Origin of the sequence: Paenibacillus sp. WLX2291 (assembly GCF_046603665.1) — a bacterium.
Taxonomy (GTDB): Bacteria; Bacillota; Bacilli; order Paenibacillales; family Paenibacillaceae; genus Saccharibacillus.
Genome location: NZ_CP176755.1, coordinates 3332027 through 3345057 on the forward strand (window position 1 = coordinate 3332027; position 13031 = coordinate 3345057).

The window sequence follows — 13031 nt, forward strand, 5'->3', positions numbered from 1 at the left end:
GAGATTACTGTGCATTCAGCTTCACATCGTCAAGGAATGCGGTATTATCACCCGTTGTCGATGTCGCAGCAAAGCGAATCGTATGATTGCCTGCCGTTACTGTAAATGCGTTAGTCGTATAAGTGGTATACGTTCCAGTATTCGGTGCGAAGCTGCCGACTTTGTTGCTATCGACGTACACATCGAAGCTTTGCGTACCGCCCAGATTGGTGCGTTTGGCTCCCTTAAAGCTGAGTGTATACGTACCGGCAGCCAGATTTGCCTGCTGCTGAATACTGCCGTTGACACCGCCATCTGTTTTCAAATAAGCCGTTTGCGTCCCTTCCGGTGCATTGGCAGCAGGTGCGAACACACTGCCATTGCCTTGCAAACCAGCACGGGAATCGAATACCCAGTCGCTTGTAAATGGACCGACCTTTGTTTTGGTACTGCTGGTGGATGCAATTGCCGGAGCTTCAAATCCCGTATTTTGCAGACCTGTAGTTACTGGCGGCTCTGGCTCAGTCGCTCCCGAATCAGTACGGATAATCATATTGTCAAGGAATGCAGTATGATCGCCAGTCGTCGATGTCGCGGCAAACTTCAACGTATGCTTACCTCCCGTGACGGTAAAGGCATTTGTCGTCAATGTTGTAAACGAACTGGACGACGGTGCGAAGCTGCCAACTTTCTGGCTATCTACATACACATCAAAAGTCTGCACGCCATAGCCGCTGCGCGTTGCCGCTTGGAAGCTGAGCTTGTATGTGCCTGCTGGGAAGTTCAATTGCTGGCTGATTGTACCGTTTACCCCGCCGTCTGTTTTCAGATAAGCGGTTTGTTCGCCGGATGGTGCATTGGGAGCGCCGAATACGCTGCCGTTATGCTGAATACCAGCGCGTGAGTCGAATGTCCAGCCGTTTGTAAATGGACCAACCTTGGTCGAGGTGATCGCTGGCTTTTCAAAATCAGTGTTGAAAATAGTAACAACGGGCACTTCACTCGGAATGGTTTTCGTATAGAAACAACGTTTGTCGAAGCCTGGTGCAGGATCGCCGCCAAAGGCGTCATCTGTACAGAGCGCTCCATCGGTAAACGTTTTGTATTTGAAAATGCCATCCGCTCCGTATGCTACCATCGCCTGACCGGTAAAGGAGCACGTCTTGCCTTCATACATACAGAACTGGTAACCGTCCGGTCCAGCCGATTGATCCAGCGTTTTGTACAATGCCGAAGTAACGCCAGAATTGTCTAGCCCCGACTTGATCGCAATCGCCTTCAACATCGTTGTCCCACCGTTTGGCAAAATGACTGCATTGCTATATAACGTGGATGAAGCGGTTGGTGTGCTGCCATCTGTCGTATAGCGAATCTGTGCACCTGCGGTGCCACTCTCAATAAAGACAGCTTCCGCCGAATTGTAAATGCCCGGTTCTAGACTGAAGGTCGGTGCATCCACACGCGTACTGATGGAACGCGGCGTAACTTTGATCAATGCAATGCCGTATGCGCCAGTATCACTACCACTAGCTGCCTTGATCGCAACCAGCTTCTCGGTTGCTACATCCGGCGCGGTGTATAGACCGTTCGCGGTAATAGAGCCGTTATTGCTACCAAGTACCGTCCATGTCACATTACCGGCAGCCAGCGTATACGTATCATCCGTTGCAGTCGCCTCCTCTGCCGATGTCGTAGTCGCTGTTTGTGCAGAAGTATTTAAGTCAGATGCAGTTGTCGTACGGTCTGCTACAGATGATGAATCCACTGGATGGTCAGATTCTTGGTTGGTTTCCGATGTTGCTTGCTCATCGTTCGCTGGTGTGGAAATGGTATCTTCCGAATCTGAAGCGGCTTCCCCGTACACATCCTCCGCTACAGCCGTTGTATTCGCATAGGTAGAATCGATCACGTTGGCACTCAGTTGCAGTGTTTGTCCACCAGTCACTGTCTTCTCCACAGGTGTCACTTCCACCTGAGTTTGCGGTTTGGCTGTCGTATAAATAGATACCTGATATCCCGTATCCGTGCTATTGTCTGTAAAGGAATTGGTCGCTGCGAATGCGCCTTCTACTGGCGGTAAGATCGCATTCGTATTGCGCGTCACATTGTCGCGATACGTCAACTTGTAAAAGGTTTTGTTGACGTTGGTATTGCCGAAGTTAACGGTCAGGTTTTTGGCGGTGCCTGCTTTCGATTCAACGAGTAGCGTATAATTGCCATCCTGCCCTTTAAAAGCAGCTGCCCGTACGTCATCTGCTCCGCCAGTGCTCACCTTCAACACATCGCTATGTTCAGGGATATAGCGGTTCAAGAAGCCTGCCGAATAGTACGTTTTGCGCGGTGTACGATCCAGCGGCAGTGAATGCCACATTGTGTACGTACCGTTCGTATCCCCATCTGGATCGGAGCTCCATGCGCCATTCATTTGCCACATGACCGCGCCGTGCAAACCGTCATTAGCGGCTCGGATGACAGAGTTGGCAAAGCCTGCATCCCAATTGCTGGCATCGTCATCTGCCCAGCCAAATTCGGTCATCACCACAGGTTTGGAACCAGCAGCCGTTTTGCGGTCAGAGATCACTTTGCTCAAGCCGTCATAGCTCGTGCCATAGACGTGGAATGTGTATACGTCAAATGCACTGTCTGCGTTATTCTTAATGTATTGCATCCAGTCCAGCGCACCTGTTTCTTCCGGTCCCCAGATTTCCACATCGTCGCGCAGACCGTCAGCAGTTAGTTTGTCGCTGACCTTTTGCACCATCTGAGCGTAGTAGGCTTTCTGGTCGGCAGGTCCTTCAAAGTCCCAGCTGCCATTCGGTTCATTGTAAAAGGTTAAGTATTTGATGTTGTTGTAGCCACGATTGTTCAGCAGCTCATTCAGCGCTCTGGAAGCGGACACTGCATACGCATCCAGATCCTTCGGTGCGCTGACATAAGGATCTTTCAGACCGGGAATATTAAACCAGTCCTGAACGGTGCTACCCACCTTCCAGCCAAAATTCAGCTCTACTTCAGTACCTGCACTTTTTAGTGCATCCATGTATTTGTAGAAAGCCTTCATCTTGTCGCTATCAAAGGTATATGTACCTTTGGCTGGCTCCATCCAGTCGATCTGGAACCAGACACGCGCCACCTTCGGCTGGATCTTCTCGATTCGATTCACATCCATTGCCCAGTACGCATCGTTGTAGCCATATTTGGTGCCAAGCGGCATCAGATTCGTTGGAATGATATTCACACCGACACCGAGAAAATCGGATTGCACGACATTGCTGCTATCCACCGTAATCGTGCGTGTTACCGCAGCCGCTTCCGCCGTCTTCACCGTTGCTCCCGGCGCAATCACTTCCAACACTGGCAATAGTAGAGACAGTAGCAGCACCGTAACCCCAAACACGCTGAATGCTGATCTGGATTTGTTGTTCATTCGTTCCTCTCCTTTTCGTATGCAAAATATGAAGTATGCGTATTACGCGAACCATTGGCTATCTTCCATTGCTTCTTCATCATAGGTCAAAGATAGCGCTTACAAATTGAAAAATACACAGAATAAATTGAATTATATACAGATGTTATTTGTGATAACTCAGTCGGTACAGGCACTCACGTTGAACAAAATTACGATTCGCTTGAACAATCTGCTCCACGCAAAAAGGAGCACAGCGATCGTGTTATTCCCTCGCTGTACCCCTCATTTGCATCCTTTCAAGCATTGCCGCTCACTACATATGTTTCATGTCATCGCGGTTATTTCATGTCATTGCGGTCATGCTGTGTATCACCAATCACATTGTGTATTACGAATCCACAAAGAATTGCATCATAAACTGCTTGAACACCGCTGCATGGGTATTGCGTCGCGCCGAGCGATGCTCCACCATGCCATGCTGAATCCACACCGGCTCGCCCAAATCAAGTCTCTGCAATTGTGCTGACTGCAATTCACTTTCCACTGAACGCTTCGGCATCAACGCAATGCCTGCCCCGCCCATGACTGTTTGCTTGATCATTTCCAGACTGGCATAGGTGATATTCCGATAATCTCGCTTGCCGCAATCTTTTAATATTTGATCTGTGAGACTCTGATACATGCAGTTATTGCCAAAACCAATGACACGCAGCTCTTGCTGCATGATATGTTCAGGGTCCATATTTGCAGCACATACAAACATAAATTCCTCCTGCAATATAGGCGTGTATTCCAATTGCGCCATTTGCGGATCAAATGGAACGATGCCGTACTCTACCTTCAGATTGATCACATCATCTACGATCTGTTGCTGAAATCCAGTCGTCAGCTCGATGTCCAGATTGGGATGCAGAGCAAGGAACTGAACAAGTGGACTATACAACTGGGTCACACAAAACGATTCCAGTGCCTTGACTTTAATCGTATTCCGCACATTGTGAACCTCGTCGTTCATCTCCTGCGCCAGCTTGCTGAACTGATGTGCGTATTTGGCGAAAATCTCCCCTTTATCGGTCGGCGTAACTCCGTGAGTTTTACGATCAAACAGCTTCGCACCGATCATATGCTCAAGAATCTGAATATGATTCGTAATCGATGATTGGGAAAAACCAAGTACGGATGACGCTTTGCTAATATTTCGGTACTCATATACTTTTAGAAATGTATGGATATATTTTCCTTCCAGCTGATGAAGCACGATATGCACCATCCATCTGTATATTCGATATTGGTATCAGTATTATCAATTATACAGATAGCGTTGTAGCGTGTACAATGATCCATACAATCTCATTTTTGAAAGACGGTGCACACAATATGACTATTCTTAAACAGTATCTCCGCAAATTCTACACTACTACACGCTCTCCATTGCCGATCCATCTTGAGCAAGCATGGTGGGCTTTTGTCGGTGGTACGATTGCCGTTTTGGTATTAGAAAGTTTGTCTCGCAGTATGGATATTACGTTGCTAATCGCACCATTTGGAGCCAGCTGTGTGCTGGCATTTGCGCTGCCAGAAGCACCATTATCACAACCGAGAAATATTATCGGCGGACACTTTATTACGACATTATGCGGGCTGATTATCGCTCATCTATTCGGTCACGGAATGTGGGCATTGGCACTTGGCGTCGGTCTGGGCATCGCTGCCATGCTATTGACCAAAACTACGCATCCACCTGCTGGCGCTAACCCTATTATCGTTATCACTTCTGCAAGCTCGTGGTCGTTCCTATTTCAACCGGTGTTGATAGGTTCTATCGTTATTGTCTGTATCGCCTTGCTATACAACAATCTGTTCAAAAACAAAAAGTACCCTTCATTTTGGCTGTAATGGATGAGTCTACTGTGCATCTATTGAAGGCATATTCATTGACTTCCAGTCGCTCCTGCTATGAGAAATAATGGGAGTAAAATAATAACTTTTATGCGTAATTCAACATGTAGCGGCTAACAGAATCTGAAAACCTTTTTTTCAAAACTCCTCTTGCAATCGTAAAATTCCTGTATTACAATGAGCCTACGATTTTGACCGGTCGGATGAATCGTGATGATAGCAACAATGGAACTTGCACGCATCTCGATGATTCAATCATCCTTTACGTGTGTAATCATCAAGCAAAGACAGCCGCTTGGACGGCTACGATAAATACATTCTATGACGGGAAAGAGTACGTTATGATTCTGTTCACCAGAGAGTTGGGTCAGGTGTAAGCCAACGTTCAGAATATAACCGAAGCCATCCCCGAGAAGCAGGCTGAACTTACAGTAGGTGCTGCCGCATTTCCAGCGTTAACGGGAACACGTATTGATGGATACGTTGCAGAGTGCCGCTTTGTCATGAAGCGGAACCAGGGTGGTAACACGGGCAAAGCTCGTCCCTTTTCAGGGGCGGGCTTTTTTTGTTTTCTGTTTTCAGATCATCGATATAACAATGGATTTACCAATAGACAGATACACACAATCGAGGAGGAACTTAGGATGAGCACAATAACAACAAGCCCCGGCAGCAGCCTGATCACGCCGCTAGTACAGGAGATGCCGCAATCAGGAATTCGCAAGTTTTTTGATTACATTTCTGGACGTGACGATATTATTTCACTCGGAATCGGTGAGCCTGACTTCAAAACGCCGCGTGTTATTCGCGAAGCTTGTATGGCTGCACTGGAACAGGGTCGGACGGAATATACACCGAATGCCGGGCTGCTAGAACTGCGTCAACGGATTGCTGGATATTTACAAGATACGCACAAGGTCAGCTATGATCCCGCAGATGAGATCATGGTGACAATCGGCAGCAGTGAGGCGCTGGATCTGGCACTTCGTGTACTGATTCAGACTGGCGACGAGATTCTGGTGCCATCGCCGTGCTATGTCTCTTATTCTCCGATTACCGGATTGTGCAGCGGAACCACCGTGGAAGTGCAGACGAGCGCAAGCAACGACTTCAAGCTGACCGCCGAAGAACTGGAAGCTTGCATTACTCCTCGTTCCAAGCTGCTGATTCTGAGCTACCCGAGCAATCCAACCGGCGCTGTGATGAGCTATGACGATTGGCTGCCAATTGCACGTCTGGTGGAAAAATACAATCTGTTCGTGCTGTCAGATGAAATCTATGCAGAATTGACCTATGGCAGTCAGCATATCAGCTTTGCCGCTATGCCGGGTATGAAAGAACGAACGCTGCTAATTAGCGGATTCTCCAAAGCATTTGCGATGACTGGTTGGCGTATCGGTTATGTATGCGGTCCATCCGAAGTGGTGAAACCAATGCTAAAAATTCATCAGTATACGATTATGTGCGCTCCAATTCTAGGACAGATTGCTGCTATCGAAGCACTAAAACCCGCTGGACTGGAAGCAAAAGATATGATGATGGATTCATACAATCAGCGTCGTCAGATGTTTGTACAGGGATTGCGGCAAGCAGGATTGCAATGCCATGAGCCGCGCGGTGCCTTTTACGCATTCCCTTCTATCGCTCATACCGGATTAACATCAGAGCAATTCGCAGAACGATTGCTCAAGGAAATGAATGTGCTGGTTGTGCCGGGAACCGCATTTGGCGTCAGTGGTGAAGGGTTTGTTCGCTGCTCGTATGCAACATCAACCGAGAAGCTGGAGCAGGCATTGGAGAAGATCGGGCAGTTTGTGGGTCAACTGTAAGTCGTGTTTGATGACTGTACCATGCTTATTAATAACGGTACTATTATACTTAGTAATGACTGTAGCATCATACTTCGTAATTACTGTAGCATCATACTTCGTAATGATTTGCGATTGTTAGCAGCTTGAATATAGAGCAGTTTCATTATAGTTAAGCTGCTCTGTACCCGGCTCAAACCTACTTATATAGGTACAGTACGAAACAGTACGAAACAATTCAACTCATATCACATTATGAAGCCTGGGCGAATTGTGATAACGAGAAAACAGCCTACAATGAACGATCTGTAGGCTGTTTTTCGTATATTGACTAAATGAACATTGGGTTCATTTCCAATTCAATATATGGTATTAACATATGAGATTAACCAAATAACTCATCCACCGTAGCACGACCCAGCTTTTGGATCACACGAGTTAGCAAAGTCGCTGCATCGTCAAAATCCTTTTTCGCCATAATCGCGTTATGTGTATGAATATATCGCGTCGCAAAGCCCATCGATAGCGTCGGACAACCTTTGCCGCTGACGTGGAATTTGCCACCATCCGTACCGCCACCCGGTACGGTTGCAACCTGTACCGCCATCCCAATCTCCTCAGCGGTATCCATCACGAGATCACGCAAGCCATTATGCGGAATCATCGTTGCATCGAGTAGCAGGAGTAGCGGCCCTTCGCCTACTTTGGAAATGACGTGCTCGCTTTCCAGTCCCGGCATATCGTTAGCAATACCTACGTCCAGTGCAAAAGCAATGTCTGGCTCTACCAGATTGGCAACTGTTGTCGCCCCACGCAGACCAACTTCTTCCTGCACGGTTGCACCTGCGTACAGCACATTCGGATGCTGCTGCTCTTGCAATCGCTTCAGCACTTCCACTGCCAGTGCACAACCCGCGCGGTTATCCAATGCTTTGCCGACCCACAGCTCACCATCGCGCATCGTGGTGAATTCGGATACAGGTACGACCCAATCGCCCGGACGAACGCCCATTTGCTTTGCGTCCTCTGCATCACGAGCACCGATGTCGATATACATCTGTTTTAACGGTACGACCTTGTCACGCTCTGCCGCTTCCATACCGTGCGGCGGCTTGGAGCCAACGATACCGATGTAGTCGCCTTTGCGTGTTTTTACTTTGACACGTTGCGCCATCACTGTATGTGGCCACCAGCCACCGAGCTGTTGAAAACGCAAAAATCCTTTAGGGGTAATACTTGTCACCAGAAATCCGATCTCATCAAGGTGACCGGCGATCAATACTTTCGGGCCGCTGGCATCACCATTCTTTTTGGCGATTACGCTACCGAGACGATCTTTTAGAATCTCGTCGGACAGTGGCTCTAGATAATGTATCATCTCGTCGCGTACACTGCGCTCAAACCCGGATACGCCATCCGCTTCGGTCAATTGCTTCATCATTGCTGTCATTTCATCCAATGCCGTGTCTCCCCTTTGCCTGAAAATACTGACCATAGGTTAATTAGCCATTAGAACGATTGTATGCCAGATGAACAGCATTGGCAATTGTACAGGGTCAACATTTTCAGTAATGATCCAGTCCCATCATCTCAAATGGCAAATGTCGCTGCAATCTCGCCGCAAAGGTTTTCCATTCCAGCACTTGCTCAATATGCTGCACTCCACCCGGTAGATGATCCTGCAACTCTAACAGCATCATCGCCGCCAGGGCAGTAACCTCAGCTGTAGCATGGGACTGATTATGTCCATGAAGTACACAATACCGTTGTACTGGCTTACCATCTTTGCTCCCTTTGGCATCGATACGAATCGCATACCGGTCACTGCCAGCATGGATACTGCCAAATAGTGAAATCATCGCTTGTTGCACCGGAGCAAAACGCAGCAATCGAAATACACCCAACTTCTGTACTCCGGCAAGCAGGCGAGTCAGTAGAACAGAGTCAAAGCCTAGCCGTGTAGATACGGTAGGAACATGTAATGTTTGTGCCAATGTCTGCTGATCGGAAAAGGGAAACCGATACACATACTGACGACCGCTGGACTGCTCATACGGCATAGCGACGACGCGCCCATCGGTCAAACTGGAAACGGTCATCGGTTGTCCGTCCGACATTATAGTAAAAGACGAGCCTAGCTGTTCCACCGTCCAGCGAATCGCCGCTTCACCATGCCGTTCACCTAGACCAAGCATGATAGAAATATCCAACTGATCTGTGTGATCCATCTCCTGATGCACTGCCGCTCCCAGCAGATTGGTTAGCCCCGGTGCCAGACCGATACTAATCAGCGCAATAGACATAGGTGAAGCAGACGATGTACCAATATTAGTTGCGGTTGCGGTTGCGATTATGCTATTTACAGTGTGTGTGCTGGGAGTTGTAGCATATAAGCTTGTATGAGCGCCTACTGCTTGGGAGAGCGGTATTTGCGTAGCGATCTTCAATTGTTGAATCTGCTGTAAATACTCTCCGTTAGCCGTAATATCCATATAATGAATCCCATGATTCAGGCAGTATTCCACTAGCGTAGTATCGGTCAGATCGAGACACATAATCAGTAAACGAGCAGCAGACAGATCGGGCCATGTGTCTGGCGATGATTGAATATCCCATTGCAGCGGTTGAATCTGTCCATTGGTACTTTGACTGAATGCCTCTGCTGCCGCCGCATTACGCCCGGCGGCAATCACGTCATATGATGGCAGCAGACCGGAAGTGTCCTCGGCAATATATTGCACCAACCGCCGCGAAATCTGTTGCCCGACCGTGCCATATCCGCCTACAACAATAATCTGATTACGCACCATCATATTGTCTGTTCCCCTTCCCATGCACGGCGACCACACCACGCCTGTGTAAATAACGTTTGAAAATAACTTCTTACGTCCACCAGCCCGGCAGAGCTGAGCATCTGCTCCATCTGCTGGACTTCTGGCGGGTAGGACGTTACACCAATCGAATCCACAAATGTATACCAATCTTCATCAGAAATGTGATGATCCCGCATATGTTCATGCCATGCTTGCATCACCCAGTTCGTTTCCCCTTCCTCCGGCATACCGGATAAACAAGCAACCACAATCGGAGCGCCCGGTTTGACGCTCGCAACTAGCTTGTTCAGCATATCCTGCTGCTGTGATGAATCAGGCAGAAAATGCAGGACAAGAATACAGGAAGCCGCATCGTACAAAGATGGATCAGCGAACGTGTTCCAATCAGCATTGGAGCGTTGAGAGGAATCTTCAGAGTAACGAGAGATTTCCGAATGTAACGAAGTTTCGGAATATAAAGGAGTTTCGGAATATAAAAAACTTTCAGAATCCAATGAATCTTCAGAATCCAACGAAGCCTCAGAATAGCAAGAGGTTTCGGTGGAACTGCCAGTATGTTGTTTCTTTTGCGACATGACATCAGTTGCTGAAGCAGCGGCAGATGGCAGGTGTTCCACGCTTCCTTGATATAAATGGCAACGGTGAGCGACTCCTATCTCATGGACACGCTGCTGCGCCGTTGCCAGCATGCGTGTAGAGGTGTCCACCCCAGTACATTGCCAATGCTCGTGTCGGGTTGCCCATGTTACCAATTCCTGTCCGCCGCCTGCACCGATAACAGCAATGTGTCTTGATTGTTTCTGGTCAATGTTAGAGTTGGGACTATTGAGACTACCTTGATGAGTAGACGGAATCCGTGTAGATTGCTCTCGCTTGTTCATGCCTGCTTCTAGTATTCTGCCGCTTAATTCATATAGCACTGGGTATGCTGGAATTTTGTTGGCGATTGTTTGATGATATTTCCCTGCCACTTCGCTTTGCCAGCTCATGGATGGTTGATTATGTTGTTGCTGCATGGGTAACGCTCCTTTCGTTGAGCCATTCGAATATGCTATCGATTGTGGAACCATGAGCGCTTTGCTATACTTTTCTTCATTACAAACGATTCTCAGTACACTGCTTGCGCTAATCTATACGAACAATAGCTCTTGCTATTCATTATGAAACGAGCACTGCCATTCGCCCATCCCACAAAGCTGGGATTTATGTATATCGACTATATGATCAACCTATCTGCTTCACTATTTTAATCAAGCTACCGGATCATCTAGCGCCGGAGAAATGAGGTTTTGTATGCAATTCCCCCCTTCTCCACACTCTCGACCTACTGTCGATACACCACCCCATACACTGCCAGATGTACCGCATCATTTGCCCGCTGCATTGGACAAGGAAATGACATCCTCCATCGTGTATCGGCAGCAGTTGCTGGACTGGCTGAACATCTACATGCCTTTTGGCGGTGCTTGCTGTACAATGGTCGATCCCGACAGTCTCTTATCTGCTGGCGCGGTCGTCGAGCAGCAGTTAGAAAGCATTCATACCGGGCTACTGCATTATGAATATCAGCACGCACATGCACACGATGCATATGTACAGCTCGTTCATGCTCAGCCACCTGTATCGGTATTGAGCCAGCATGATTCTTCGATTTTGCTTGTTCATCCGCGTTATTGTGAGTTGTTGCAGCCTGCTGGTTTTGCCGATGAATTGCGTGCGGCATTGATGTACAAAGGCAAATGTTGGGGCTTTCTCACACTGTATCGTCAACAGCAACATCCGCTTTTCAGCCCAAGCGAAAAGCAATGGATCATCCAGCTCGCTCCATTGATCGCAGAACGGCTGCGCTGGTTTCATTTGCATACGTTACAGACTGCTGAGCACAACGATCAGCAGCACGACATATCGCATACTACGCTTGCTCATACTGATATTTCCTATAGCAATATCTCCAATTCTGAGCAGCTCCATAGTAGCGAGTCCTCTACCACAACAGTTGCAAATTCCTCCCCAATCGTTGCGGATCAAGGCATTCTGCTGCTATCTTCTGATCTGACCATCCTGTCCTCCAATCGCGCAGCTTCGTCATGGCTGGAACAATTATGTCAGCATGAAAATGAAGAGACTTCGCATCTGCCCCGCCCGCTTCATACGGCGGCATTGCAGCTGCTTCATCAATCAGCGGAAGCCGAGCCTTTTCAGGAAAGGGTACAAAGCTGCATTCCGGCGAATGGGCGCTATATCGCAATCAGTGTACAATTGCTGTATACGATGGACAATGATCAGCAGCTATTCATCGAAATGACACAAGCGTCGCCAGAGCAACTCTTCCAGCTGCGCTGTGATATGTTCAGCCTGACAACGCGTGAGCAAGAGCTGATTGCTCATGTCATCAAGGGGCGCTCTACTCGCCAGATTGCCGATCAATTGTACATTTCGTCGTTTACAGTGCAGGATCATTTGAAATCCATCTTCGCCAAAACCAACACGTCCAGCCGTCGCGAACTATTGGCATTGCTACGCAGTTCTTCTATATAACTAGAGGTACATTAACTAGAGATACTATTTAAAAAGTAAACTCCCTCTAGGTAGACTCAACGCGCTTGCTTCGTTCACTTTACGATTGCTTTTATAGGTTCTTTTTGGATATTGCTCATTTTTTCAGCTCACACTTACATTTATATTTGTATTTGTATTTGTATTTGTATTTGTATTCACACTCATACTCATACTCATACTCATTACTTAAGCACACTCCCGATACAATGCGGATTCAAATCGCAGTATGCGGGAGTGTTTTGTATAGGTAATGATTTTTCGATCCTCTACAATCCCTTACATATCGTTCTATTTTATAAACATTTGCTTACCCTAATTACAGCTTTTCATCAGAATGCCTCTGTTCATATTCATCATTCCCTTCAATCGCAGTACCACCCTGTACCATATTTCGCTATGGACACATGAAGGACAAACCGTTTCGTTATACTAGAATCACTGGAAAAGAATACTTCATTGCTCTTTTGCCAGACTGTTGTACGCATAGTACAAGATTCTTTTTCACATAGTATGCGACTTTCGTTCAAGCAGTATGAGAATCTT

The 13031-nt window shown here is 47.5% G+C and carries 8 protein-coding genes and 1 other annotated feature; of the genes, 3 read left to right on the top strand and 5 right to left on the bottom strand.

Annotation, left to right across the window (positions count from 1 at the left end; all coding sequences use genetic code 11):
* Positions 1-4 precede the first annotated feature (4 nt).
* Both ACDE64_RS14195 and ACDE64_RS14200 read right to left on the bottom strand, forming a co-directional pair.
* The gene (locus tag ACDE64_RS14195) at positions 5-3406 is read right to left on the bottom strand and encodes a chitobiase/beta-hexosaminidase C-terminal domain-containing protein (RefSeq protein WP_411347254.1); all 3402 of its coding nucleotides are present in this window, start codon (positions 3404-3406) and stop codon (positions 5-7) included.
* Positions 3407-3776: 370 nt separating this feature from the next.
* Positions 3777-4646 (bottom strand): LysR family transcriptional regulator, encoded by an 870-nt coding sequence (locus tag ACDE64_RS14200; RefSeq protein WP_411347255.1) that lies wholly within the window; start codon positions 4644-4646, stop codon positions 3777-3779.
* Positions 4647-4765: 119 nt separating this feature from the next.
* On the opposite strand from ACDE64_RS14200, the gene ACDE64_RS14205 reads away from it, so the two are divergent.
* A complete protein-coding gene (locus tag ACDE64_RS14205; protein ID WP_411347256.1) occupies positions 4766-5284 on the top strand; it encodes an HPP family protein in 519 nt (172 codons plus the stop codon).
* A 315-nt stretch (positions 5285-5599) separates the two neighbouring features.
* Positions 5600-5836, top strand: a binding site (T-box leader).
* A 95-nt stretch (positions 5837-5931) separates the two neighbouring features.
* The gene (locus ACDE64_RS14210) at positions 5932-7116 is read left to right on the top strand and encodes an aminotransferase class I/II-fold pyridoxal phosphate-dependent enzyme (RefSeq protein ID WP_411347257.1); all 1185 of its coding nucleotides are present in this window, start codon (positions 5932-5934) and stop codon (positions 7114-7116) included.
* Between the two features lie 364 nt (positions 7117-7480).
* Here the strand turns inward: ACDE64_RS14210 and ACDE64_RS14215 are convergent, their stop codons facing one another.
* The 3 genes from ACDE64_RS14215 to ACDE64_RS14225 all read right to left on the bottom strand — a co-directional run bounded on the left by ACDE64_RS14215 (position 7481) and on the right by ACDE64_RS14225 (position 10945).
* On the bottom strand, positions 7481-8545 hold the full coding sequence (locus ACDE64_RS14215; protein WP_411350297.1) for a M42 family metallopeptidase: 1065 nt from the start codon (positions 8543-8545) through the stop codon (positions 7481-7483).
* Between the two features lie 115 nt (positions 8546-8660).
* Positions 8661-9908, bottom strand: a complete 1248-nt coding sequence (locus ACDE64_RS14220) for a saccharopine dehydrogenase family protein (protein ID WP_411347258.1) — start codon at positions 9906-9908, stop codon at positions 8661-8663.
* The gene (locus ACDE64_RS14225) at positions 9905-10945 is read right to left on the bottom strand and encodes a methyltransferase domain-containing protein (RefSeq protein WP_411347259.1); all 1041 of its coding nucleotides are present in this window, start codon (positions 10943-10945) and stop codon (positions 9905-9907) included. Before ACDE64_RS14225 ends, ACDE64_RS14220 begins: the two co-directional genes overlap by 4 nt.
* Positions 10946-11222: 277 nt before the next feature.
* On the opposite strand from ACDE64_RS14225, the gene ACDE64_RS14230 reads away from it, so the two are divergent.
* Positions 11223-12467: a LuxR C-terminal-related transcriptional regulator gene (locus ACDE64_RS14230; RefSeq protein WP_411347260.1), complete on the top strand. Its 1245-nt coding sequence runs from the start codon at positions 11223-11225 to the stop codon at positions 12465-12467.
* The last annotated feature ends 564 nt before the right edge of the window (positions 12468-13031 follow it).

Coding starts and splice junctions, on each gene's coding strand:
- ACDE64_RS14195 (WP_411347254.1), bottom strand. CDS start 3,406: ATGAACAACAAATCCAGATCAGCATTCAGCGTGTTTGGGGTTACGGTG.
- ACDE64_RS14205 (WP_411347256.1), top strand. CDS start 4,766: ATGACTATTCTTAAACAGTATCTCCGCAAATTCTACACTACTACACGC.
- ACDE64_RS14210 (WP_411347257.1), top strand. CDS start 5,932: ATGAGCACAATAACAACAAGCCCCGGCAGCAGCCTGATCACGCCGCTA.
- ACDE64_RS14215 (WP_411350297.1), bottom strand. CDS start 8,545: ATGACAGCAATGATGAAGCAATTGACCGAAGCGGATGGCGTATCCGGG.
- ACDE64_RS14220 (WP_411347258.1), bottom strand. CDS start 9,908: ATGATGGTGCGTAATCAGATTATTGTTGTAGGCGGATATGGCACGGTC.
- ACDE64_RS14225 (WP_411347259.1), bottom strand. CDS start 10,945: ATGCAGCAACAACATAATCAACCATCCATGAGCTGGCAAAGCGAAGTG.
- ACDE64_RS14230 (WP_411347260.1), top strand. CDS start 11,223: ATGCAATTCCCCCCTTCTCCACACTCTCGACCTACTGTCGATACACCA.